This is a genomic window from Paractinoplanes ovalisporus, assembly GCF_016834655.1.
GTDB classification, from domain to species: Bacteria; Actinomycetota; Actinomycetes; order Mycobacteriales; family Micromonosporaceae; genus Actinoplanes; species Actinoplanes ovalisporus.
The window spans coordinates 1-22,999 of record NZ_JAENHP010000020.1; the positions used below are offsets into that span (position 1 = coordinate 1).

27 protein-coding genes are annotated in these 22,999 nt (G+C 71.9%); 12 read left to right on the forward strand and 15 right to left on the reverse strand.

The window, feature by feature from the left end:
• Window positions 1–178: 178 nt before the first annotated feature.
• Window positions 179–1,258: a cytochrome P450 family protein gene (locus JIG36_RS38880; protein WP_203381470.1), complete on the forward strand. Its 1,080-nt coding sequence runs from the start codon at window positions 179–181 to the stop codon at window positions 1,256–1,258.
• Window positions 1,255–2,082, forward strand: coding sequence for an NAD-dependent epimerase/dehydratase family protein (locus tag JIG36_RS38885; protein WP_203381471.1), 828 nt, complete (start codon window positions 1,255–1,257; stop codon window positions 2,080–2,082). The genes JIG36_RS38880 and JIG36_RS38885 overlap by 4 nt, the downstream gene beginning before the upstream one ends.
• Here JIG36_RS38885 and JIG36_RS53655 read toward each other — a convergent pair.
• Both JIG36_RS53655 and JIG36_RS38895 read right to left on the reverse strand, forming a co-directional pair.
• Window positions 2,069–2,647, reverse strand: a complete 579-nt coding sequence (locus JIG36_RS53655; protein ID WP_203381472.1) for a fibronectin type III domain-containing protein — start codon at window positions 2,645–2,647, stop codon at window positions 2,069–2,071. The two genes, JIG36_RS38885 and JIG36_RS53655, sit on opposite strands and share 14 nt — an antisense overlap.
• 71 nt (window positions 2,648–2,718) lie before the next feature.
• The gene (locus tag JIG36_RS38895) at window positions 2,719–3,426 is read right to left on the reverse strand and encodes an SDR family NAD(P)-dependent oxidoreductase (RefSeq protein ID WP_203381473.1); all 708 of its coding nucleotides are present in this window, start codon (window positions 3,424–3,426) and stop codon (window positions 2,719–2,721) included.
• 61 nt (window positions 3,427–3,487) lie between these two features.
• Here JIG36_RS38895 and JIG36_RS38900 point away from each other — a divergent pair, with 61 nt between their 5' ends.
• On the forward strand, window positions 3,488–4,330 hold the full coding sequence (locus tag JIG36_RS38900; protein ID WP_203381474.1) for a helix-turn-helix transcriptional regulator: 843 nt from the start codon (window positions 3,488–3,490) through the stop codon (window positions 4,328–4,330).
• Here JIG36_RS38900 and JIG36_RS38905 read toward each other — a convergent pair.
• Entirely contained in the window at window positions 4,230–4,961 is a 732-nt protein-coding gene (locus JIG36_RS38905; protein ID WP_438870788.1) for an EcsC family protein, read from the reverse strand. The genes JIG36_RS38900 and JIG36_RS38905 overlap by 101 nt on opposite strands.
• Before the next feature lie 123 nt (window positions 4,962–5,084).
• Between JIG36_RS38905 and JIG36_RS38910 the strand changes: the two genes are divergently transcribed.
• Complete coding sequence (locus JIG36_RS38910) at window positions 5,085–7,421, forward strand: putative bifunctional diguanylate cyclase/phosphodiesterase (RefSeq protein ID WP_203381476.1); 2,337 nt, start codon at window positions 5,085–5,087, stop codon at window positions 7,419–7,421.
• 59 nt (window positions 7,422–7,480) lie between these two features.
• Window positions 7,481–8,389 (forward strand): proteasome assembly chaperone family protein, encoded by a 909-nt coding sequence (locus tag JIG36_RS38915; RefSeq protein ID WP_203381477.1) that lies wholly within the window; start codon window positions 7,481–7,483, stop codon window positions 8,387–8,389.
• Between the two features lie 50 nt (window positions 8,390–8,439).
• On the opposite strand, the gene JIG36_RS38920 is transcribed toward JIG36_RS38915, so the two are convergent.
• Window positions 8,440–9,192 (reverse strand): alpha/beta hydrolase, encoded by a 753-nt coding sequence (locus JIG36_RS38920; RefSeq protein ID WP_203381478.1) that lies wholly within the window; start codon window positions 9,190–9,192, stop codon window positions 8,440–8,442.
• Window positions 9,193–9,422: 230 nt separating this feature from the next.
• A complete protein-coding gene (locus tag JIG36_RS38925; protein WP_203381623.1) occupies window positions 9,423–10,028 on the reverse strand; it encodes a hypothetical protein in 606 nt (201 codons plus the stop codon).
• Window positions 10,029–10,415: 387 nt separating this feature from the next.
• On the opposite strand from JIG36_RS38925, the gene JIG36_RS38930 reads away from it, so the two are divergent.
• Genes JIG36_RS38930 through aroA form a run of 4 tightly spaced genes read left to right on the forward strand, consistent with a single transcriptional unit; the run spans window position 10,416 to window position 12,502 of the window.
• Entirely contained in the window at window positions 10,416–10,634 is a 219-nt protein-coding gene (locus JIG36_RS38930) for a hypothetical protein (protein ID WP_203381479.1), read from the forward strand.
• Entirely contained in the window at window positions 10,625–11,134 is a 510-nt protein-coding gene (locus tag JIG36_RS38935) for a pyridoxamine 5'-phosphate oxidase family protein (protein ID WP_203381480.1), read from the forward strand. Before JIG36_RS38930 ends, JIG36_RS38935 begins: the two co-directional genes overlap by 10 nt.
• Complete coding sequence (locus JIG36_RS53660) at window positions 11,131–11,253, forward strand: hypothetical protein (protein ID WP_268919863.1); 123 nt, start codon at window positions 11,131–11,133, stop codon at window positions 11,251–11,253. Before JIG36_RS38935 ends, JIG36_RS53660 begins: the two co-directional genes overlap by 4 nt.
• A 4-nt stretch (window positions 11,254–11,257) precedes the next feature.
• Window positions 11,258–12,502: a 3-phosphoshikimate 1-carboxyvinyltransferase gene (aroA, locus tag JIG36_RS38940; RefSeq protein ID WP_307873086.1), complete on the forward strand. Its 1,245-nt coding sequence runs from the start codon at window positions 11,258–11,260 to the stop codon at window positions 12,500–12,502.
• Here the strand turns inward: aroA and JIG36_RS38945 are convergent.
• The 7 genes from JIG36_RS38945 to JIG36_RS38975 all read right to left on the reverse strand — a co-directional run bounded on the left by JIG36_RS38945 (window position 12,491) and on the right by JIG36_RS38975 (window position 19,612).
• On the reverse strand, window positions 12,491–13,129 hold the full coding sequence (locus JIG36_RS38945; protein ID WP_203381481.1) for a hypothetical protein: 639 nt from the start codon (window positions 13,127–13,129) through the stop codon (window positions 12,491–12,493). The genes aroA and JIG36_RS38945 overlap by 12 nt on opposite strands.
• Window positions 13,126–14,535: a selenium-binding protein SBP56-related protein gene (locus tag JIG36_RS38950; protein WP_203381482.1), complete on the reverse strand. Its 1,410-nt coding sequence runs from the start codon at window positions 14,533–14,535 to the stop codon at window positions 13,126–13,128. The genes JIG36_RS38945 and JIG36_RS38950 overlap by 4 nt, the downstream gene beginning before the upstream one ends.
• Window positions 14,536–14,595: 60 nt before the next feature.
• Window positions 14,596–16,638, reverse strand: coding sequence for a sensor histidine kinase (locus tag JIG36_RS38955; RefSeq protein ID WP_307873087.1), 2,043 nt, complete (start codon window positions 16,636–16,638; stop codon window positions 14,596–14,598).
• 19 nt (window positions 16,639–16,657) lie between these two features.
• Entirely contained in the window at window positions 16,658–17,302 is a 645-nt protein-coding gene (gene trmB, locus JIG36_RS38960) for a tRNA (guanosine(46)-N7)-methyltransferase TrmB (RefSeq protein ID WP_236049118.1), read from the reverse strand.
• 54 nt (window positions 17,303–17,356) lie between these two features.
• The gene (locus JIG36_RS38965) at window positions 17,357–17,728 is read right to left on the reverse strand and encodes a hypothetical protein (RefSeq protein ID WP_203381484.1); all 372 of its coding nucleotides are present in this window, start codon (window positions 17,726–17,728) and stop codon (window positions 17,357–17,359) included.
• A 67-nt stretch (window positions 17,729–17,795) separates the two neighbouring features.
• Window positions 17,796–18,752: a TolB family protein gene (locus JIG36_RS38970; protein WP_203381485.1), complete on the reverse strand. Its 957-nt coding sequence runs from the start codon at window positions 18,750–18,752 to the stop codon at window positions 17,796–17,798.
• Between the two features lie 125 nt (window positions 18,753–18,877).
• Window positions 18,878–19,612, reverse strand: a complete 735-nt coding sequence (locus JIG36_RS38975) for a hypothetical protein (protein WP_203381486.1) — start codon at window positions 19,610–19,612, stop codon at window positions 18,878–18,880.
• Window positions 19,613–19,709: 97 nt separating this feature from the next.
• Here JIG36_RS38975 and JIG36_RS38980 point away from each other — a divergent pair, with 97 nt between their 5' ends.
• Together JIG36_RS38980 and JIG36_RS38985 are read left to right on the forward strand one after the other, a co-directional pair.
• Window positions 19,710–20,054 (forward strand): hypothetical protein, encoded by a 345-nt coding sequence (locus tag JIG36_RS38980; RefSeq protein WP_203381487.1) that lies wholly within the window; start codon window positions 19,710–19,712, stop codon window positions 20,052–20,054.
• 55 nt (window positions 20,055–20,109) lie between these two features.
• The gene (locus JIG36_RS38985; protein WP_203381488.1) at window positions 20,110–20,751 is read left to right on the forward strand and encodes an alpha/beta fold hydrolase; all 642 of its coding nucleotides are present in this window, start codon (window positions 20,110–20,112) and stop codon (window positions 20,749–20,751) included.
• Between the two features lie 76 nt (window positions 20,752–20,827).
• Here the strand turns inward: JIG36_RS38985 and JIG36_RS38990 are convergent, their stop codons facing one another.
• From JIG36_RS38990 to JIG36_RS39000, 3 genes are all read right to left on the reverse strand, one after another.
• Window positions 20,828–21,238 carry an arsenate reductase ArsC gene (locus JIG36_RS38990; RefSeq protein WP_203381626.1) on the reverse strand — a complete coding sequence of 137 codons (411 nt, stop codon included), beginning with the start codon at window positions 21,236–21,238 and terminating at the stop codon, window positions 20,828–20,830.
• 65 nt (window positions 21,239–21,303) lie between these two features.
• The gene (locus JIG36_RS38995) at window positions 21,304–22,035 is read right to left on the reverse strand and encodes an aquaporin (RefSeq protein ID WP_203381489.1); all 732 of its coding nucleotides are present in this window, start codon (window positions 22,033–22,035) and stop codon (window positions 21,304–21,306) included.
• Window positions 22,032–22,406, reverse strand: coding sequence for an ArsR/SmtB family transcription factor (locus tag JIG36_RS39000; protein WP_307873088.1), 375 nt, complete (start codon window positions 22,404–22,406; stop codon window positions 22,032–22,034). The genes JIG36_RS38995 and JIG36_RS39000 overlap by 4 nt, the downstream gene beginning before the upstream one ends.
• A gap of 77 nt (window positions 22,407–22,483) precedes the next feature.
• Here JIG36_RS39000 and JIG36_RS39005 point away from each other — a divergent pair, with 77 nt between their 5' ends.
• Window positions 22,484–22,969 (forward strand): ArsI/CadI family heavy metal resistance metalloenzyme, encoded by a 486-nt coding sequence (locus JIG36_RS39005; protein ID WP_203381490.1) that lies wholly within the window; start codon window positions 22,484–22,486, stop codon window positions 22,967–22,969.
• The last annotated feature ends 30 nt before the right edge of the window (window positions 22,970–22,999 follow it).

The following is a 22,999-nucleotide window of genomic DNA, read 5'->3' on the forward strand; positions in this document are numbered from 1 at the left end:
GCCCCTCAGCGTCCGGCCCCTCAGCGTCCGGCCCCTCAGCGTCCGGCCCCTCAGCGTCCGGCCCCTCAGCGTCCGGCCCCTCAGCGTCCGGCCCCTCAGCGTCCGGCCCCTCAGCGTCCGGCCCCTCGGCGTCCGGCCCCTCGGCGTCCGGCCCTTCGGCTGCCGCTGAGGAGCGGCCGTGAGCGGGAGGGCTCGGCGACGGGATCGGCGGGTCTATCTGGAGAGCCACCCGATCTTGTTCACGCTGCTCGCGGCGACCCGCGGGCGGGACGTGACGCGGCTCGGGCGAACGGTGCTGGTACATGGCACGGAGGCCTACCGGGCGGCCCTGACCCGGGTGCCGCTCGATCGAACGGCGACGGGCACCACCGGCGGCGCGGCCGGAGAGCTGGCGGGCGCGGGGGCGCTCTTCGATCAGGAGGGGGACGAACACCGGGGTACGCGCCGGGACACGGCGGCGATGCTGGGGGCAGCCGGAGTGGCCAAGCTGCGGCCGATCTGGATGAAGCTGCTCGACGATCGGCTTCCGGTCCTGGGGGCGGGCGGCCCGGTCGACCTGGTGCCGCTCACGGCCGAGATCGCGGGGGCGACCACGGCCGAACTGCTCGGGATCGACGTCGATCCGGTCCGGCTGGCTGAGGCGGCTCGAACCGCGGCAGCGGCAGCAGCCCGCGAGCACCTGCCCGGGCCACGTAACCCGCGGGCGGCGGCAGCCGCCTCGGCGGCGGCGGACCAGCTGCTCGACCTGGTCGCGCCACGGACACCGGCCGAGGCTGGACTCAACGCGATGCTCGCGGTCGCGGCGATCAACACCACGGTGGCGGCGCTTCCCCGGGCCGCGGCCTGGGCCTGCGACGACGACCTCTGGGACCACGCGGACAACCCGGCGCTGACCGAGGAACTGCTCCGGGTCACCGCGCCCACGCCCTTGCTGCCCCGGGTGGCGGCGGCCGACTCGGAGCTGGGTGGCTGCCCGGTACGGCCGGGCGACAAGCTCATGCTGATCGCCCGGCACGCGGCCGAGGCGCACCGACGGGACCCGGATCCGGTCGAGCCGGCCCCGGCCCGTACGGCTCAGCTGGTCTTCGGGGTCGGCTCACACGCCTGCCCGGGCGCGGCGCTGGCCCGCGCGCAACTCTCCGACCTGCTGGCCGCGCTGGCGCCCTACCGGCCGGTGGTCGTACGAGCCCGCGCCGACCGTCGATCGGCCCTGCCCGGCTGGCGATCGCTGGTCGTGCGGGGAACGGCCACGTCATGAGGCTCGCGATCACCGGCGGGAGCGGGTTCTGCGGCGGTGCGGTGGCGAAGCTCGCGGCCCGCAACGGCGCCGACGTGGTCTGCCTGGGACGGCGGCCGGGACCGGTCGGCAAGCACGTCTTCTGGGATGCCACCCGGGACGTGCCCGATCTCGCGAGCGCCGACGTCGTGATCCACCTGGCCGCCGCCGTGGGTGACAGCGGCGCGGAACGGACGTTCGCGGCGGTCAACGTCGACGGGACCCGGCGTCTGCTGGAAGCGGCCGGCGACCGGCCCGTCGTGTGGGTCAGCAGCGCCAGCGTCTATCGGCCCGGCCCCTACCGGGCCGCCGTCCGCGAGGATCACCCGACCGATCGGCAGCGGACCGCGTACGGGAGAACAAAAGCCGCCGGGGAACGACTGGCGCTCGCGGCGGGGGCCGTCGTGCTGCGGCCGCGCGCGGTCTACGGCGACGGTGATCCGCACCTGCTGCCGCGGCTCCGGCAGACCGTACGGGGTGGGACGGCCTGGCTCCCCGGCCCGGACGTGCCGCTGAGCCTGACCGCGGTGGAGAACCTGGCCTCGGCGTGCCTGGCCGCCGTCACCTGGCCGCCGGGGGCCTACAACATCGCCGACCCTGTGCCCCGCTCGCGCGACGCGGCAGTCAGCGCGGTGCTGGGGGTGCCGGTTCGGCACGTGCCGATCGGGCTGGCCCGGGCGGTTGCCGTGGTGTCGCGCACCCTCACGCCGTACGCCATCGACCAGGTCACCGACGGCCTGGTGCTCGACATCGGCAAGGCGCAGGCCCGGGGCTGGAAGCCGGCGGCCGGGCTCAGCGTGTCTTGACCACCTGGGAACGGGCGACCGTCTTGGCGTACGTGCCGTCGCTGTCCGAGCGGCTCGACACCGCGTCGACCGAGAACACGTAACGGGTGTTGCGGTCGAGGCCGACGATCGTGGCGGTCATGTAGCCGCAGTCGGCGCCGGGCGTCACGACGGTCCAGCCGATGTCGCGCTGGTTGCCGAGCATGGCGTCCTGGCTGATCGCCGTGATCCGGTACTCGACCAGATCCGCCGTGGCCGGGTTGTACCAGGTCACCGTTCCGCTCGTGGTGGCGGCGGTGGCGTCCGCGCCGTTGATGATCTGGTTCTTGACCGGCGGGCAGGAGTAGCTGCCGGTGGGCGTCGCGGCCGGCGTGGTCGAGGGCAGCGGCAGGAAACCGCTCGGGAACGGGCTCGGCGCTCCGGTGGCGCGGCCGGGACCGGCCGACGGGGTGGCACTGCCGGAGGTCACCACGACCCACGACTTGCCGGCCGGCTGCTCGGTGGCGTCGGTCTTCGCGTCCTTGCCGCATCCGCCCAGCAGCAGGAGCGGCGCGAGCACCACCAGACCCAGCCAACGACGACGCACCCGCAGCCCCCCATCCGATCGGATCCGTTCAGCGATTCCGTTCGGATGGAACGGCGATTCCCTTAGCGCCGTTACCAGGGCGCCACGGTGCCGTCCCACGAGAAGAAACCGCCGGTCGGGCCGTCGTCGGGCAGCAGAGCCAGCCGTACGGCACCCGCGGCGGCCTCGGCCGGATCACCAGCGGCCGCGGATTGGGCGCGGGGTGCGAGGTCCGTACGGCGTAGCCCGGGCGCCAGTGCGTTCACGCGGAACCGCGGGAACTCGTACGCGTAGAAGATCGTCAGCGCGTTCAGGGCGGCCTTGGACGACCGGTAGGCGGCGCCGCGGCCGGTCCCGAACTGCGCGTCGTCGCCGGTGCTCCAGCCGAGCGAGCCGGTGCCGCTCGAGATGTTGACGATGCGCGGGTGACGGGAGCGCCCGAGTGCGGGCAGGAACGCGTTGGTGACCGCGAGAACACCGAAGAGATTGACCTCGTACGTACGGCGGAAGGCTTCGATCGACGCCTCGCCCGGTGCGGCGCCGTCGACCATGACACCGGCGTTGTTGACCAGGATGTCGAGGTCGCCGACCTGGGCCGCCGCCGCGGCGATGCTGCCGGGGTCGGTCACCTCCAGCGTGAGGGGCCGCGCGTCCCCGCCGATCTCGTCCGCCGCGAGTTTGCCGCGCTCGGGATCGCGGGAACCCACGTACACCGTGAGCCCCTCGCCTGCCAGGAGCCGTGCGATCTCGATACCGATGCCTTTGTTGGCGCCTGTGACCAGGGCCGTGGAACTGTTCATGGGTCGAGGATCTCCCGGCCGGGGCGGCCCAGCCAGGGACAACCGATACCAGGGAGGCCGCATGGCACGCCGCGATCTGGCCCGTTTCCTGCGCGAACGCCGTGACTCACTGCGTCCGACGGACGTCGGCCTGCCATCCGGGACGGGGCTGCGCCGCACGCCCGGGCTGCGCCGCGAGGAGGTGGCCGGGCTGGCAAACATGTCGGTCGACTATCTGGTGCGCCTCGAACAGGGCCGGGGGCCGTCGCCGTCGCCGCGCATCCTGGACGGGCTGACGCGGGCGCTGCGGCTCGACGCGGCCGAGCGGCGGCATCTGTTCGGGCTGGCCGGCAGCGACCCGACCCCGCCGGCGGGTCCGTCGCGTCACGTACGCCCGTACGTGCGGGATCTTCTGCACCGGATGCCCGAGGCCGCGGCCGTGGTGACCGACGCGAGCTACGACGTGATCGCCTGGAGTCCGCTGGCCGAGGCCCTGCTCGGCGGTCTGGGCGCCCGGCCCAATCTCGCGCGCCGGCGCTTCTCGGGTACGGAGCGGCCGGTCAGCAGCGGTCACGAGGAGTTCGGCGAGATCGCGGTGGCCCGGCTGCGGGCGGCCCGCGTGCGCTATCCGCACGACGAACGCCTGGCCGCGCTCGTCTCTGACCTGAGCACCGGCAGCGAGGAGTTCCGCCGGATCTGGGCGACCGATCCCGTGCGCTCCCCCGGTCACCGCACCAAGACGCTGGAGCATCCGCGGGCCGGCACGCTCCGTCTCAACTGCGACGTGCTGGCCGTGCCCGACGACGATCAGCAAGTGGTCTTCGTCACGGCCGACCCGGGCTCACCGTCTGCGCGGGCTCTGCGGGCGCTTTCCGATAGAGCTCCCGGGAGCGACGGGCCAGATCTTTGGTCGCGGCCGAGTTGACCCAGGTGCCGAGCACGACCGAGGCGCCCGGGATGACCTTGGCGAACATGCGCTTGGCGGCGCGGACACCGGCCATCTGAGCGAGCTTCACGCCCAGCCGCAGCATCACACCGCTGAGCGGGCGTGACGCCGCCCCGGCGAACAGGTGCGCGGCGCGTTCGCGGCCCGCCGCCACGCCCAGCGCCAGCCGGGCGGTCTGGGCCACCTTGTGCACCCGCTGGAGAACCAGCAGGTCGGTGGCGCGCTCGGGGGCGCACGGGTCGTGGCCGTAGGCGGCCGAGATGTGCAGCACCATGCGGGCCTGGTTCCAGGCCAGCACACCCACGTCGAGCACCGCGCCGGGCAGGCCGGTGACCCCGGAGACGGCCCCCGAGATGCGGGCCAGCGTGGTGAACCGCTTGACCGCGATGTCGGCCATCTGGTCGGGCGTGCGATCGGGATCTTCGGCGCGCAGGCGCTCGGCCCAGGCCGCGGCTTCGGGGCCGAGGCGGCGCACGGCTTCGAGCGCAAGGTGTTCCGGCGCGTATTGCGGGTCGGCCTTCATCCGCTGCCAGAGCGAGCCGGGAGGCGCGTCGGTGCCGGTGTTGTCGGTGTCGGTGATCACGTCGGACGGGTTCGAAGAGTTGGTCACCAGATCGCTCCGAGGGGGGAAGGGAACGTTCCTGTGCCATTGTGCCGTGCACATGCACGTGCACGCGAGTCTTGATCCCGCGTTGTGCTCAGGCTGAGATCTGTCCTACCGATTACCCGGAGCGTGACGACTCAACGCTCGGTGGCACGGTTGCGCCCCACTCCGCTGCTGGTACCGGGCGTGGTCATGGTGCTGAGCGCCATCGTGCTCTACGCCGTCAACGCTTCGCAACAGCGGTTCAACCCGGCCTTCGTCTGGATTCCGGCCATTCTGATCTCCGGTGTGACGGTCGTCTCATGCTGGCAGACGGCCCGCTTCTCCCAGCCCGACCGCGCCGTGGCCCGGCTGTGGCGATCGGTGGCGTGGTGCGGGTTGTTCGTCGCGCTGGGCAATCTCGGCGACCTCCGGATGTCGCTGGTCGCCCCCGAGCGGGTCCCGCTGCAGCAGCACGACATCGTCAGCTCGATTCTGTACGCGGGCGCCGTCGTGGTGATCATCTGGGCGCTGCTGCGGCTCCCGCTCGGACGGCAGGGCGCCAGCGCGCGGTTCATCCTCGACGCGCTCACCATCTGCGTCACCGCCGGCGTCTTCGCCTGGTTCTTCATGATCCGCTCGATCGGCGCCGGCGAGGCCCAGCGCACCACCGTGCCGATGCTGATGCTCGCCGTGCTCGGGCTGATCGTTGCGCTCGCCATGGTCAAGGTCGCGGTCACCGGCATGGGCGGGCTCGAGTCCGGCACCGTACGGTGGTTCGCCGTCGCGGCCGGAGTCGGCACTGTCGGCGGCGGCCTGTTCCCGCTGGTGTTCTCGGCCGGCCCCGGGATGAGCGGCTCCCAGATCTTCGTGCCGGCCACCATGCTCTGCGTCCTGCTCGCCGCCGACCGGCACCGCCGGGCCGCCGGCATCCCGGTCCGGCCGCCCAAGCGCCGGCTGTTCAGCCTGGTGCCGTACGCCGCGGTGGCCGCCACCGACGCGCTGCTGCTCTGGGTCAGCGGCGAGGCCGGCATCATCGTGACGGTCGTCGCCCTGGCCGCGACGTTGCTGACCGGGCTGGTCGTCGCCCGCCAGGTGGGCGCGCTGCGCGACAACGGACGGCTGCTGAAGCGGGTCGACCAGCAGCTCACCCAGCTCAACCAGTACTCCGACGAGCTCACCCACCGGGCCACCCACGACGGGCTGACCGGCCTGGCCAACCGCGCGCTGTTCGAGCAGTCCACGAACGAGCTGCTGGCCTCCGGCGAGCCGCTCTGCCTGGCCATGGTCGACCTCGACGACTTCAAGACGATCAACGACAGGCTCGGCCACGCGGTCGGCGACGCCTTCCTGTCCGCGATCGCCGAGCGTCTGACCGACATCCTGCGCTCGTCGGACGTGGCCGCGCGGCTCGGCGGCGACGAGTTCGGCATCCTGCTGCCCGGGCTCAGCGGCGACGAGGCGCTGGCCCTGCTGACCCGCATCGACGAGTCGATGACCACGCCCATCCGGGCCGCCGGTCACCAGCTGCTGGCCCGGGCCAGCGTCGGCCTGGCCGAGGCCTGGCCCGGGGCCACGGCCGCCGAGCTGCTGCGCCGCGCCGACATCGCGATGTACTCGGCCAAGGACAGCGGCAAGGGCCGGTTCAAGGTCTACGACACCGCCCTGGAACGCACCCACGAGGCCGATCAGCAGCTCGGCGCCGAGATGCGCCGTGCCTTCGACGCCCACGAGTTCACCCTGATGTACCAGCCGATCGTGCGGCTGCCCGACGGCGCGTGGACCGGCCTGGAGACGCTGATCCGCTGGCCCCACCCCGACCGCGGCTTCATCGGGCCCGACACGTTCATCCCGATCGCCGAGCGCACCGGCCTGATCGTGCCGCTGGGCACCTGGATCCTGCACACCGCCCTGGGCCAGATGGCCGCCTGGGACGCCGAATTCGGCCCCGGCGTGGCCCCGCGCGAACTGGGCGTCAACGTGTCGGCCCGGCAGCTGCGCGAGCCTGGTTTCGCCGGCGAGGTCCGCGAGGCGCTGTCATTCTCGGGTGTGAGCCCCGACCGGCTGGTCGTCGAGGTGACCGAGACCGCGGTGTTCGACGGTGGTGTGGCGCTCGACACGCTCCTCGAGATCGTGCGGCTCGGGGTGAAGGTGGCCCTGGACGACTTCGGCACCGGCCACTCGTCACTCGGCCTCCTGCGGACCGTCCCGGCCGACACCCTCAAGGTCGACAAGTCGTTCGTGGCCGGCATCGGGGGCAGCTCGGAAGAGGCGGTGATCGCCACCGCCATGATCCAGATCACCGACGGCCTGCACCTGAAGGCCGTCGCCGAGGGAGTGGAGACCACCGCTCAGGCCGACACCCTTTACGGGTTGGGCTACCGTTTCGCTCAGGGGTATCTGTTCTCGCGCCCGCTGCCGCCGGCGGAGGTGCGCTCGCGACTCACCGAAGGTCAATTGGCAAGATCGTCGGAGGCCCGGAATTAAACGTCCGGTCCTGTTGTTCGCAGCTTTTACCCCTTAACGGAACACAGGAGGTCCTCGACGTGCTCGATCCCAACGAGCTCTACGAGCTGGCCGACGAACTGCCGGAGCTGGACGAGCCGGTGCTCATCCAGGCGCTGACCGGTTTCGTCGACGCGGGCAGTGCGATCCAGCTCGCGCGCGAGAACCTGCTGGACCGGCTCGACAGCCGGGTCGTCGCGACCTTCGACCTCGACCAGCTGCTCGACTACCGCTCCCGCCGTCCTCCGATGATCTTCGACGAGGACCACTGGGTCAGCTACGACGAGCCCAGCCTCGCCCTGCACCTCGTGCGCGACCAGCTCGGCACCGAGTTCCTGCTGCTCGCCGGGCCCGAGCCCGACCTGCAGTGGGAAAGGTTCATCGCCGCCGTGACCAGCCTGGTCGAGCGTTTCGGCGTGCGGCTCACCGTCGGCCTCAACGCGATTCCGATGGCCGTGCCGCACACCCGCCCGGTCAGCGTCACCGCCCACGCCACCGACAAGGCGCTGCTCGGCGACCGCGAGCCGTGGCTGCAGAAGGTGCAGGTGCCGGCCAGCGTCGGCAACCTGCTCGAGTTCCGCCTGGGTGAGGGCGGCTACGACGCGATGGGCTACGCGGCGCACGTGCCGCACTACCTGGCCCAGACCACGTACCCGGCCGCCGCCGAGCTGCTGCTTGACTCGGTCTCGGCCAGCACCGGCCTGGCCCTGCCGACGGGCGACCTCCGCGAGGCGGCCGCGGTCGTCCGCGAAGACGTGGACAAGCAGGTCGCCGACGACGAGCAGGCCAGCCGCCTGGTGTCCTCGCTCGAGGCGCAATACGACGCCTTCCTGCGCGGCCGCGAGGGCAACCTGCTGGCCGACAGCGACCGTCCGTTGCCCACCGCCGAAGAGCTGGGCGCCGAGCTGGAGCGTTTCCTGGCCGAGCAGCAGGGCCGCGACAACGACTAGCCCTTGGTCGCCGGTCAGCCCTTGGTCGCCGGTCAGCCCTTGGTCGCCGATCAGCCCTTGGTGAAGAAGTCCAGCGCCCGCGGGATGTGCCTGTCCCAGAACGACCACTCGTGCCCGCCCGGCTCGAACTCGCTGTCCAGCGGGATGCCGGCGCGGGCACTGGCGTAGACGAACCGTTCGTTCTGCTCGAACAGGTGGTCGCCGGTGCCGCAGCGCAGCATCAGCCGGGGCAGGGCGCTCTTGCCGGACTCGCTGCGGCCGGCTTCGTCCAGCAGATGCAGCAGGTCGTCGTCGGTGCCGGCGACATCGTCGGGAAAGACCCGCCGCATGACCTCACGGATGTGCGGCCTTTCGTCGTTCTTCTGCAGCCAGGCCAGGTCGAGCGCCCCCGACAGACTGGCCGCCGCGGCAAAGCGCTCGGGTTGACGCAGGGCCCATTTGAAGGCGCCGTAGCCACCCATGGACAGACCGGCCACGTACGTCTCCTCGCGCTGATCGGAGACGTTGAAGAATCGATGTACGAGCCGGGGCAGCTCGTCCGACAGGAAGGTCCAGAACTTCATCCCGTACGCCTCGTCGGCGTAGAAGCTGCGGTGCACCTGCGGCATCACCACGGCGAGGCCATGGTCGTACGCGTACCGCTCGATCGAGGTGTACCGTGTCCAGGCGGTGTGGTCGTCGGTGAGACCGTGCAGCAGATAGAGCAGCGGCGGCGGGGTCGCCCCCTCCTGCGGCAGGATCACCGTCATGGAGGTGCTGAGGTCAAGCGACTCGGCGAAGAAGTCAACGTGGATCAGGGCCATCGCCCCAGTCTCGTGCCCCCGCACCGCTCCCGCCAGGCGATCGCCATCCAGAGCCACGAAGCCCCGCTCCGGCGCTCCCCTGCGCTCCCACATGCGGGCAGCCCAGCACCGGCACTACCCTGCTTTCCGCACGCGGGCAGCCCAGCACCGGCACTACCCTGCTCCCCCGCACGCGGACAGCCCAGCACCGACCGCCCCGGCACGCACAGCCGGGACGGTCGATGAGGCGATCAGGCGGCCGGCGTGCCCCACATCGCCGTGAAGGCCGCCGCCTCACCGGCCAGCCAGGTCTCGATGTCGGCGGGCTTGGCCGCGGGGTCGAGGCGGTGCACCTCGCCCCGGCGCAGGTCGACCAGGACCGGCTCGGCGTTGGGCAGGATCTGGTCCATGTGGCGGGCCATCAGGTGCAGCATGGCCGTCACCGTCTCGGGCGTGGGCGGCGCCTCGTCGAAGTGCAGACGCACCGCCTCACGCCGGCCGTCGTCGTACTTCAGGCCGAAGTGCGGGTTGATCTTCACGACCAGCGGCCCCACGGACGCCAGCGCGTCGCGGGTCTGGGCCAGACCGACCTTCTCGGGGTCGCCCAGCGAGGCCAGATAGGTCTTCGCGCCGGCGCTGACCGACTCGTAGAGCGGCTTCCACCGCTCCTTGACCAGATCGACCACACCGGACAGATAGCTGCCGCCGGTGCGGAACGCGATGTCGGCCTTGAGCGCCTTCACCATCTGACCGTGCGGGTTGAAACCGGACCGGCGCTCACGCGCACGGCGCAGCCCGCCGACAAACGTGGCCTTGGCCGGGCCGGTGCGGGTCACATAGCGGGTGAAGCCGAGCATGGTCGCGTAGGGCGGGATGACGGGCACGGGGTTGGTCGAGGGGACGCTCAGAACGGGCGCGGTCACGACGATCTCCTAACTGACCCAGGGTCGACCCTCAGAGCGCACGACACGCCCGAAGATCAGCAGCTCACAGGCCCTTTTCGTACATACATTCTAATCGACGGGTACGACATTCCCAACCCCGCAGCCGCGTACCTGAACCACCGCTTCCGTCTGCCCTGGATGGTCGCGCCGAGCCGGCGGACGGCACGCGCGACCGCGCGACGATGCCCGGTCGCCTCGCAACGATCGAGCATCGTTGCGAACGGCGCTGCTTCAGGTCGCGAGATCCACCGAGGCGCGACGCGGGACGGGACTGTGGAGGGTCGTCGTTACGATCATGGGGTGGTGGACGCTGAGCTTGTTCGGGAACTGTTGCGCGATCAGCACCCCGACCTCGCCGGCCTCACGATCACCCACGGGGCCGACGGGTGGGCCGTGTGGCGGGCCCTCGGCAGCCTCTTCATCGCCCACGCCGGGCCGCCCGGGGGCAAACCCACCTGGGGCCCGCCGGCCGTGGCCTCGCTGCACCGCCTCGTCGCATCGGAGAACGCATGCCGCTGACCAACCCCTGGCTCACCGAACCGATGCCGGCCGGGCGGCTGCCCCGGGAACGTCTCGAGGAGCGCATCCTCAACCTGCTGTCGTCGCAGAACATGTGTGTGCTGGCGACCACCGGCCCGGACGGTCCGCTGGCCACGCCGGTCCGCTACTACCCGCTCGGCTTCACGGTGATGTTCACGGCCGCGCCGCGTTCGCCCAAGGTGCGCAACCTGGAGGCCGACCCGCGGGTCTCGGCCGGGATCTTCGCGCCGCTGACCGGGCTGGCCAGCAGCCGTGGGGCGCAACTGTTCGGCCAGGCGCGCGTGCTCCCGCCCGGCCACCCCGACCGCGAGCGCCACTGGGAGGCGTTCCGCTGGGAGAACGAGCACGTCGAGCGCGGCCGCCCGCTCACCGAACCCCCGGCCGACACGCTGATCGTCGTCGAGGCGACCCGCATCGTCTACACCGAGCACTGGCTGCGCCGCGAGGGTTTCGCCGCCCGCCAGTTCTGGAAGCCGTGATCGTCCGGCCGCGCCACGCCGGTGACCTGCCCGCCTGCGCGGCGGCCCTGCGCCTGGTGCACGAGCACGACACCGGCTGGGAAGGCCGGCAGAAAAGGCTGGACGGGCCGGGAGAATAGGACAGTGACTCAACCTCGTGTGAAGACCCAGCCCCTCGATGCCACTGTCCGGCCGCCCGGTTCCAAGAGCCTCACCAACCGCGCCCTCCTCTGCGCCGCCCTCGCTCCGGGCACGTCGACGCTGACCGGGGTGCTGTTCGCCGACGACACCCGGGCCATGATGGGGGTGGTCGCGGCGCTCGGCGCGACCGTCGAGGCCGACGAGCAGCGGCGGACCGTCGTGGTGCACGGCGGGGGCCGGCCGGCGCCCGGTGCGGTGGTCGATGCCCGGCAGTCGGGAACCACCTCGCGGTTCGTGCTTCCGGCGGCGGGGCTTTTCGATTCCCGTACGGTCGTGGACGGCTCGGCCCAGCTGCGGGCCCGCCCGTTCGGGCCGGTGTTCGAGGCCATGCGGGAGGCGGGCGCCAAGGTCGAGGAGCACGGCGCCACGGGCTACCTGCCGGCCGCCGTCAGCGGGCCCATGCGGGGCGGGGTGGTGCACGTCAGCGGGCACGTCTCCAGCCAGTTCCTCTCGGGGCTGCTGATGGCCGGCCCGCTGATGCGCGACGGCTTGCGGGTGTCGTTGACCTCCGAGCTGGTCTCGGTGCCGTACGTGGAGATGACCACGGCCGTGATGGAGGCTTTTGGCGTACGGGTGGAGGGTCTGACCGTCGCCCCGGGTGGCTACCGGCCGTGTGACTACGCGGTCGAGCCGGACGCCAGTGCGGCCTCTTACCTGCTCGGCGCGGCCGTGATCGCCGGTGGGCGGGTCACCGTCGAGGGCCTGGGCACCGGCAGCACCCAGGGCGACGTCCGGTTCGCCGACGTGCTCGAGCGGATGGGCGCGCGTGTCTCCCGCACCGCCACCTCGATCACCGTGGAGAGCACCGGAACCCTGCACGGCGTCGACGTCGACATGGCCGACATCTCGGATACCGCGCAGACGCTGGCCGCGGTCGCGGTGTTCGCCGACTCGCCGACCCGGGTCACGGGCATCGACTTCATCCGCCGCAAGGAGACCGACCGGATCGCGGCGGTCGTCACCGAGCTGCGCCGCGCCGGCATCGAGGCCACCGAGGACGAGGACGGCTTCACCGTGCATCCGGGCTCGCCGCGGCCGACGAGTTTCCACACGTACGAGGATCACCGCATGGCGATGAGTCTCGCGCTGATCGGGCTGCGGGTGCCGGGCATCGAGATCCTGGATCCGGGTTGTGTCGCCAAGACCTACCCGGACTTCTTCGCCGACCTGGAAAACCTAGGCGCTTAGCGCGATCGTGAGGGCGCCGGCGCCGACCATGACGCCGGCCCACACGCGGTCCATGTTGAACCACGCGCGACGCAGGATGTTGACCCCGACGAACTCGTAGACGACGAACGCACAGGCCGCCATCGCCGCGAACATCGCGAGGGTGTGCACGCCGGCCGCCGCGATGCCCTCCAGAGCGCCGGAGGCCGCACCGGGCATGGCATGTCCGGAATGTTCGCCGGAAACAACCGGCGTGGTGGCCAGGACGGGCAGCAGCATCAGGCCGGCGCCGTGGGCCGAGGACATCAGGAACGACCAGCCGGCCAGCTGCGCCGACGAGAGCCGCATCCCGGCCCAGCGGAAGTGCCGCTCGGAGAGCAACCGCCACAGCCCGAAGCCGACCAGCACGACCCCGCCCACGATGCCGACGATGTTGGCCGCCACCACCGATGAGGTCGCGGACACCACGGCGGCCACGATCGCCACCGAGGCCAGGTGACCGAGGGCGATCGGCGGAAGAGACTTCACCAGTACGGCCCGGGACCGCTCCTGCATGGCCCGGGCCACCGCGAACAGCCAGCCCATGGCCGGGTTGAGCCCGTGGAAGGCGCCCAGCCCGGCCAGGGCCGCGATCTGTCCCCAGGTCACGCGGAGGGGAAACAGTACGAGTCGGAGCTGGCGTCGCCGCCCTGCAGACGGGTCTGGTGCACGCGCAGGCCCCGGAACTCGTCGCCGTGCGGGAAGAACCGCGGATCCAGGGTCAGGCCGCCGGACCCGCCGACGTCGATCTTCGCCAGCCACGCCCCGACACCGTCGGGATAGAACTGGTCGTCCCACGAGCCGTACAGGGAATTGGTGACGTAGACGCGCTTGCCGTCGCGCGACACCTCGACCATCTGCGGGCCGCCGGCCAGGGGCTCGTCCGGGAACGACGGGTGCGGCACCCGCCCGACGATGCCGCCGAGACGCACCGAGCCCACCTCGACCGGGTGGAACGGGTCGCTCACGTCGTACTGCTTGAGCTCACCCGTGCCCCAGCACGAGACGTACAGGAACTTGTCGTCGACGGAGAGGTCGATGTCGGTGACCAGCGGCGGCACCGCCCCGAAGGGTTGCAGCGCGGGCGGCAGGTCGTCGGTGGCGGCAGGCTCGGCCGGGATGTCGATCACCTTGGTGACTTGGAACTCGCCGCCGTCGCGGTGCCACATCCAGATCGAGGCGGACAGGTCCTCGACGCTGACCACCACGCCGACGAAGCCGTACTCCTTCGACGGCTCGTGGGCCGGGCGCAGCTCGAGGGTCATCTGATACTGGTCGCCGAGGTCGACCGACTGCACGAGGGTGCGCTTGGCGAGGTCCCAGAAGTGGATGCGGTGGCCGTACCTGCGCCCGAGCAGGAGTTCGGGGTTGATCCCGTCCTCGATCATGTCGGGCGTGCCCCACTCGGAGGTGACCAGCACGTCGCGGGTCAGGTGCCACCAGAAGTCGTACGCGAGGCTCTGGTCCCCACGTTCGGCCTCCCACTGCCCCCGTACGTCGAAGGTGGTGTGATCAAGCACGGCGATGCCACCCGGCCCACCGCCGTCACGGCCGTTGCCCAGCGCCGAGACGTAGATGCCGTCGGATCCGCAGTGGATGGTGTGCGGCCGTGAGTAATCGGCCTTGGCGGCCAGCTCCTCGGCCGGGATCTCCTTGACGATACGGGGCGCCCGCGGGTCGTCCTTGGTGTCGATCACATAGATGCGGGACGAGCGCAGCCCCGGCACGATCAGATAGCGCCGTTCGACGTGTGGGTGGGGTGCGGTCGGGCAGAGCGCGCTGCTGCACGCGTTCCATCCGAAGTGGTGCAGCTCGTCGCCGGTGTGCGGCAGGTCGGTCCAGCCCACCACGCGGCCGTACGAGTCGGAGCCGGCGTCGGTGTCGACGACGGCGATGGCGTCGGGTTTCTGAGCGGAGCGGTCGAAGGCGGCCACGTACGCGAGTTGCTCGGCCGGGGCGCCCGCCGCGTCGCGCGGAGAGGGATAGAACGTCGGGTCAGGAGTCCACCGGGTCATGCCGCCCATCCTCACCCCGCGGGCTTGGGCGTGACTAGAGTCACAAGTGTCAACAGGTTGTCAACGGGCGTCCATCGGCAGGCGTACGAGCACGGTGGTCCCCGGCCCGTCGTGGTCGAGCAGCTCGATGCTGCCGTGGTGCTTGCTGACCACCGCCCGGCTCAGCGTCATGCCCAGGCCGGTGCCCGGGATGGCCCCGTCCCGCGCCCGCGAGGTGCGGTAGAGCCCGGTGAACAGCTTCTCGCGCTCGTCGGTGGAGACGCCCAGCCCGGTGTCCGACACCGCCAGCTCGGCCGCCCGCCCGTCGGCCTTGAGCGTCACCCCGATGTGCCCGCCGTCGGGGCTGTACTTGACCGCGTTGCCGAGCAGGTTGTCGACCACCTGGCGCAGCCGCTTGCGGTCGCCCGGCAGCACCAGCCGGTCGGGCAGCTCGTCGTCGATGACCAGGGGCGCGCCCACGACCGCGGCCCGCGTCTTGGCGACCGAGTCGCGGACGACCTCGGCCAGGTCCATCGGCGTGAGCTGCACGTCGGCGTGACCGGTGTCCAGGGCGGACAGCTCCATCAGCTCGTTGATGATGTCGCGCAGCTGGTTGGTGTTGCGTTCGATCACCTCGAGCAGCCGCGGCCCGTCGGCCACCAGGCTCTTCTCGTCGGCCTCGCGCAGCAGTTCGGTGTAGGCGCTGATCGAGGTCAGCGGCGTGCGCAGCTCGTGCCCGACCAGCGCCAGATATTCGTTCTTGCTGCGCACGAGCTGCCGCTGCAGATCCTCGACCCGGTGCTTCTCGACGAACTGCCCGATGTGCGCCGCGATCCCGGACATCAGGGCGAGCAGTTCGTCCTCGGGGTCTTCGATCGAGTCGGTGAACACGACCAGCACACCGAGGGTCTCAAAGCCTTCCCGTACGGGCACCGCCAGCGCCGTGTGCAGGGAGCCCGACTCGGCCGTCTCCGGCGAGATCAGGCTCTGCGGGCGGCCCACGTCCCGGATCCACAACGGCTTGCCCACCTGCCACGCGCGCCCGGCCAGTCCCACCCCGTACGGCAGGTCGGCCGGCACCTCGATCCGCGCCGACCGGCCGGGGGCGGTCCACTGGGCGGCCGACCGCACCACGGCCGCCGTCTCGTCGACCAGCCACAGCTCGGCGTGCAGCCACTGCAGGGTGCTGACCACGGCCTCGAGCACCCGCGGACCGGCCGCCTCGATGCTCGGCGCGTCGGCCAGCGCGGTGGTGACCGCCAGCTCGCAGGTGCGGAACCGCTCGACCCGCTTGCGCCGGGTGACGTCCTGCACGGCCTGGACCGCGCCCACCGTCCGGCCCCCAGGACCGGTGATCGGGTGCGCGTCGACCAGGTAGTGGCGGTTGCGCCGGTTGGGGTCCTGGAGCACCACGTCGCTGTCGCGCAGGTGGGCGCCGCGAAGGGCGCTGAGCAGGCCGAGGTCGTCGCCGGGATGCCCGAGGTCGTCCCGGATGCGGCGCATGCGCTCGTTGACGAACACGATGCGGCCCTGCTCGTCGCAGGCGGTCACGCCGTCGTGCAGGCTGTCGAGCACCGCGTCGAGGAAGCGGCGCTGGCGGTCGATCTCGTACCGGGCCAGCTGCTCGGTGATCAGCAGGGTGCCGACCAGCGCGGCCTCGGCCACCGAGCGGCCCTGCTCCGCCGACCAGTGCCGGGGCTCGGTGTCGGCGGCGCAGCAGACGGCCAGGACAGCGCCGTTCTGGTCACGCATGGGATGGCCCAGATAGGCCCCGATGTGCCCGCGCAGCCGGACCGGCACCCGGTCGTCGGCCGACAGGTCGTCGATCACGAGCGGCTCACCCGTCCCGGCGACGATCCCGGCCATCGAGCCCTCGAGGGGCGATTCCGGCACCTTCCAGGCCTCGGTCAGACCGTGGCCGCCATAGAGGCGCAGGGTGCTGCCGCGCACCAGGTGGATCATGCCGACCGGGGCGTGCGCGGCGCGGGCCAGCAGGGCGGCCAGCTCGTCGCCGCCGCCGCCGTCCAGCGAGGCCGGATGCAGCTCCGCGACCTCGTGCAACAGGCTCTCGTCGAGGCCACCGGGCCACGCTTCGCGGCCAGGGTCGTCTCGCCGCTTCGCCACCCGTCCAGCCTATAAGGTGCTAATTGCCGGAAAGCCCCGAATCATCATGTACGCGACGGTATCGCAGGTCGGCGATCGGCCGGCCGGCTCCGGTGCCGCGCCGCTCGAACTTGGTCTCCGGCCGCCCGGCCCGGTCGTGGTCGACCAGTTCGAGCCCGGGATCGGCGTCGAGCACCTCGGCCATGGCCTCGGCGTAGTGCGGCCAGTCGGTCGCGCAGTGCAGGACGCCGCCCGGGCGCAGCCGGTCGCGCAGCAGGGCCACGTTGCCGGGCTGAACCAGGCGGCGCTTGTGATGACGGGCCTTGGGCCACGGGTCGGGGAAGAAGATGTGCACGGCGTCGAGGCGGCCGGGCGCCAGGCGGTGCACCAGTTGCATGGCGTCACCGCGGGCCACCCGTACGTGGGAAAGCTCTTGATCTTGAAGGAGGGCGAGCAGGTTGCCGATGCCGGGCGTGTGGACCTCGATGCCCAGATAGTCGCGGCCGGGATCGGCCCGCGCCATCGCGGCCAGGGTGTCACCCATGCCGAAACCGATCTCCAGCACCTTGGGCGCCGGTCGGCCGAAGAGCTCGTCGAGGTCCAGCGGAGTGCGGTCACCGTCCTCCACGGTCAGGCCGACCGAGGGCCAGAGGGCGGTGTGGGCGTCGGCGTGGCGCGCGCTCATGCGGCCCCGGCGCGGGTGGAAGGTGCGGATCGGCGGGTGGGTCACCCCATGTTTCTACGCCGAGACGTCGATCCGGCTTCCGCCGCCCTGGCTCAGATAGTCGAGGGCCTTGGGCAGGAACGCCGCGACCGGGTTGGGGCCGCCGGTCTGCTCGTACCGCCGGTTGAGGTCCTTGAGATAGAGCGCCGTGGCCTCCTGACCGGGCGCGAGACGGCCCGCGGCCCGCTCCGAGGAGAGGATCGCGGCGAACGCGGTGGCCGACTGCTTGGACGGGTCCCGCTGACCGGTGACCTGGAAGATCAGCTCGCGGTCGCGGCCGGTCAGGTAGTCGTCGGTGCGCTCGGCCGGCTTCTCCGCGCGCGCGGTGCGGTTGAGCATCAGCGGCGGGTAGGCGGTGCGCGCGCTGCCCGGTCCGGAGACGGTCATGCATTACCTCCATCGCAACCCTGGTGCTCCCGGTCAACTCCCCTATCGGCAACCCCGCCCGGGCTGCTTAGCGCACCGGTTGCACGCTGGGCTGGGAGCCCTCGTGGAACGGCGTGCGCTTGTTCCTGGCCAGGTCGACCAGGATCACCCACGAGCCGTTGCGGTACTGCCCGGTGATCGCCGCGCGGCCGGTCGAGAGGTACGCCATCTCGCGGTCCAGGGTTCCGCCGACGGTCTTCTTGGCCCGGGTCTTCGTGTCGTACTCGACGACGTGCACCGGCTGGTCGTCGGCCTTGGTCTCGCCCTCCTGGGAGGCGGTCCAGGCCAGCTTCGCCCCGTCCGCCCGCCAGCTCGGCACGACCGCGAAGCCCCGGGTCTGCAGGCTGCCTCCGCCGTACGCGGCCACGGTCTGCTCGCCGCCGGTGGCCAGCTCACCCACGCTGAGGCAGGCGTCGTAGACCGACTCGCAGTCGCCGCCGCGGAACGCGACCCGGGTGCCGTCCGGCGACCAGGCCACGGCGTCGTCGGTGCGCAGCCGCTCGGTCAGCGACCCGGCCCGCGCGGTGACCGGCGCGGGCTCGGCCGGCAGATCCTCGCCCCGGCAGTCACGCGGGAAGAGCACCTCGGGGGCGGCCTTGCCGGTCGCCGCGATCTTGTAGACCCCGGGCCCACCGGAGCAGGACAGCGAGGCGAACGCGATCGACCTGCCGTCGGGCGACCACGAGGGGCCGGCGGCGGCGCGCGTGGTCAGGCGGCGCTGGCCGGTGCCGTCCGCCTTCATCACGAAGAGGTAGCCGCCCTTGAGGAACGCGATCGACTTGCCGTCGGGCGACCAGCGCGGCCGGGCCTGGTTGCCGCCGGTGGTGAGCCGCTTCTCGGTCGCGCCCTTGCTGACATAGATGTCGCCGTTGCGGACGTACGCCACCAGGCTGGGCAGACTTGTCGTCGCGGCCGTCGCCGCACCCGGGTGCACCATCGCACCGGCAACGACGGCCGCCCATGCCAGACCGCTGACCACCTTCATGACGAACGCCCCCCGACGCGTCTGACCTGCTTGTACATCGAGAGGATCGTCGCAACCGTTCTGCTCCTAAGCGATTCCCACACGCGAAACCGGGAATTTCCCCCCGATCCGGTGAGTGTGTGCGCTCAGGACTCCGGCTCCCAGTGGTGCGGGTTCCAGTCGGCGTCGGAGGCGACGGCGTTCAGCGGGGCGCGGTGGGGCGCCAGGCCGCGGGGCTGCTCGACGATCGGGGCGGCGGGCCGGGCCGGCGGCTCGGGCTCGGACCGCGGGGCCGGGATCTCGTCGTCCCACGCGTAGCGGCTCACCGGCGGCGGGTCGGCCGCGGCGGCGTACGTCTGGGCGGCCGAATCGGAGGCCAGGCCGCGGATCCGGGCCCAGGCCATCAGCACCGCGCCGATCAGCAGGAGAATGCCGACGAACCGCACGACGGTGGCCGCCACCAGGACCTGACGCCAGCCCGCGCCGGCGAACACCTGGGCCACGATCGTCACGATCGCGACCAGGCCGTAGAGACGCAGCACGAGGCGGGGTCGCGGGTACCACCGCCACTGGTCGGAGAACCGGTCGGCCACCCGGCGGGTGCCGCGGCTGAAGACGACCAGCGCGACCAGCACGCCCACCAGCAGCCCGAACCAGACCAGGCTGAGCAGCCCGTGGACGATCGCCTCGTCGGTGCGGGGCGTCGGCTCGCCCGGGGCGGGCAGCCCGAGCCGGGTCATGGCCACCGCCAGCGAACAGGCCGCGAGAAGCACGAGCAGGCCGACCGTCACCCAGGTGGCGACGTGCCAGCCGAGCGGCGGCCCCTGCGGGGCGGAATGCGCCGAACGACAGGTATGCCCCTGTCCGGGGCGCTCCAACATGGTTCCGCAGCGTTCGCACAGCACGACAGGATGATGCCCGATGATCGCGGCTCGCGCTGCCCCTGGTCACCGCGGCCGGGCGACGTACGCTGGGGTCATGACCTGGGCCGGACGCACACGCGCCGGTCTCGCCGCGCTCGTGATGGCGGTGCTGGCCCTGAGCGGGGTCACGCTGGTCTCGGCGGGCGCCTTTCCGGGCGCTGGTCACCACGACGTCGCCGGCTCGGCTCGGTCCGGGATCGCGGAGTACACGCCGGACGATCACCAGCACGGTGCCGAGTGGACACCGACGGCGAGTCACCGGCTGCGTCCGGCCGCCAACGTCCCCGTACGCAACACCGTTCCGGCCGAGGGCCACGCCCTGGCGGCCGTCGATCTCGTTGTTCCGGCTGGTGGCGAGGGCCACGGCGACGAAGCTTCAAGTTCGGTCCTCCGGGTATAGCGACCGGGCCCTGCCGCGCCCCGTTGCCCGCCCGAGCCCGAAGAAGGACCGTCGCATGCACCCCCAGCCCCCGCGCCGCTCCACCCATGCCACGAACAGTCCGCTGAACCGTCTCGTCTACGACCGCTGGGGCGAGTTCGGCCGGCCCGTCCTGCTCCTGCACGGCCTGCTCTTCGACCGCACCATGTGGTGGCCGGTCGCCGCCGAGCTGGCCGGCGACTGCACGGTCATCGCCCCCGACCTGCCCGGCCACGGCCAGTGCCCGCACCGCACGGACTACAGCCTCGAACGGATCGCCGCCGACCTGGCGTCCCTGGTGAACGACCTGCAGCTGCACCGGGCGCCGATCGTCGTCGGCCATGGCACGTCGGCCTGGCTGGCGATCGCGTTCGCCGACGCGTACGCGACCCACTGCCTGCTCACCCTCGACGAGCCCGAGGACAGCATGCCGGCCACGGTCGACGACCTGCTCGAGGCGGCCGGCCTGGCGGCGGTGCCGGAGCACTACCGCCCGTTCGCCGAGCCCCGCCGCGATCCGGCACTCCTGAAGGCGTACGCGGGCTGGAAAGCGCAACCACCCACCCGCCGGCTGGCCGTCGCCGGGCCGGGCTCGGGACCCGCCGGCCCGGCCCCGGAGCACTTCACCCACCTCACCGACCCGGAGGGTTTCGCCGGCCGGTTGCGCGCCCTGCTCTGAGTCATCGTCCGATCACGTCGCACACGACGGCGATCCATGCCCTCGAGAGCCGGGCGTGGACGTCAGCCGGCACGGTTCAGGGCCGGGTTTGCAGCTCATGGAGGAGTTGTTCGACGCGGGTGCGGATGTCGTCGCGGATAGGGCGGACGGCCTCGAGGTTCTGGCCGGCGGGGTCGTCGAGTTTCCAGTCTTCGTAGCGTTTGCCGGGGAAGAACGGGCAGGTGTCGCCGCAGCCCATGGTGATCACGACGTCGCTGGCTTCGACGGCCTCGGGTTCGAGTTTCTTGGGGTGCTCGGCGGTGATGTCGATGCCGACTTCGGCCATCGCGGCGACAGCGACGGGGTTGATCCGGTCGGCGGGTTCGGAGCCGGCGGAGCGGATCTCGACGGTGTCCCCGGCGAGGTGGCGCAGCCAGCCGGCGGCCATCTGGGAGCGGCCGGCGTTGTGGACGCAGACGAACAGGACGCTGGGCTTGGTGCTGGTCATCGTGGTGGCTCCGGTGGTCAGGTGATGGTGGGGCGGCGGCGTTCGACGAGGACGACGTCGTGTGCTCATCGCGGCGCGGCCTCCTGCTCAGCGTGCGGGACGACGACGTCGGCGGCCGTCGGGGCGGTGCCGGGATACCACCAGGCGATGGCGGCGCCGGCCAGCAGGCCGCCGGCCAGTTGCGCGGCCAGGAACGCCGGCGTCGAGGCGGGGGCGATGCCGGCGAAGGTGTCGCTGAACATGCGGCCGATGGTGACGGCGGGGTTCGCGAAGCTGGTCGACGAGGTCCACCAGTAGGCGGCGCCGATGTAGGCGCCGACCGCGGCCGGAGCGGTGACGGCGCGGCCGGAGCGGGCCAGCGCGACGATGAGCAGGACGAGGCCACCGGTGGCGACTGTCTCGGCGAGCCAGAGGTTGGAGCTGGACCGGGCGGTGGTCGCGACGGAGATGGCGGGCAGGCCGAACATGAGGTTGGCCAGGATGGCGCCGCCGACCGCCCCGGCGGTTTGGGCCAGGGTGTAGGCGAGCAGGTCGCGTCCGGTCAGTCCGGTGCGCGCGGGGCGGCCGAGCCACCAGTCGACGGCGGAGACGACCGGGTTGAAGTGGGCGCCGGAGACCGGGCCGAAGGTGAGGATCAGCGCGGTCAGGGCCAGCGCGGTCGCGACGGCGTTCTCCAGCAACTGCAGGCCGACCTGGTGCGGGGAGAGCCGGGTCGCGGCGATGCCGGAACCGACGACCGCGGCGACCAGCAGGGCGGTTCCGGTGAACTCGGCGCTGGCGCGGCGGGCGAGGGTCACGCGTCGGCCGCGGCGGTCATGGCGGAGGCGTCCAGCAGTTGCGACAGCTCGGCCAGGGCGGACGGGACGACCCGGTAGTAGACCCAGGACGCGCGGCGTTCGCCGGTGATCAGGCCGGCGTCGCGGAGCACTTTCAGGTGGTGCGAGATGGTCGGCGCGGTCTGGGCGAACGCGTCGAGCAGGTCGCAGACACACACTTCGGCGCCGGCCCGGGCGGCGATCAGCGAGAGCAGCCGCAGCCGGACCGGGTCGCTGAGGGCCTTGAAGGTCTGGGCGAACGCGACGGCATCGGGCTCGCTGACCGGCTCGGCGACCATCGGCGTGCTGCAGCAGCCCTCGCCCGGGATCACCGGCAGCTCTGAATTCGACACCCGTCGAGTTTGACACTTGTCGAATCCGATGGCAATCTGCGGATTAGATGGCAGTCGAATTCGCTGGAGGTCCGGAGATGTCTCGTGTTCAGCTCGCGTTGCGGGTCGCCGATCTGGAGGGGTCGGTGGCGTTCTATTCCAAGTTGTTCGGGGTCGAGCCGGCCAAGCGCCGGCCCGGGTATGCGAACTTCGCGATCGCCGAGCCGCCGCTCAAGCTCGTCCTGCTCGAAGGCGAGTCTGGGAACCCGACCGTGATGGACCACCTCGGCGTCGAGGTCGAGACGTCCGAGGCGGTGGACGCGGCGACCACCCGGCTGACGGAGTCGGGGCTGGTCACCCTGACCGAGGGCGACACCGAGTGCTGCTACGCGCTGCAGGACAAGGTGTGGGTCCGCGGTCCCGGCAACGAGCCGTGGGAGGTCTACGTCGTCAAGGGCGACTCCGACGTCGGCGACAAGCCGATGCCCGACGCCGTCGACTGCTGTGCGGACAGCCCGGCCGCCGCTGCGGTCCCGCCGCGGCCGGGCTCGGCCGTGGCGCCGGCGTCATCCGGCTGCTGCTGAGGAACCCCGGACGGGTCGATCGCCGACTCG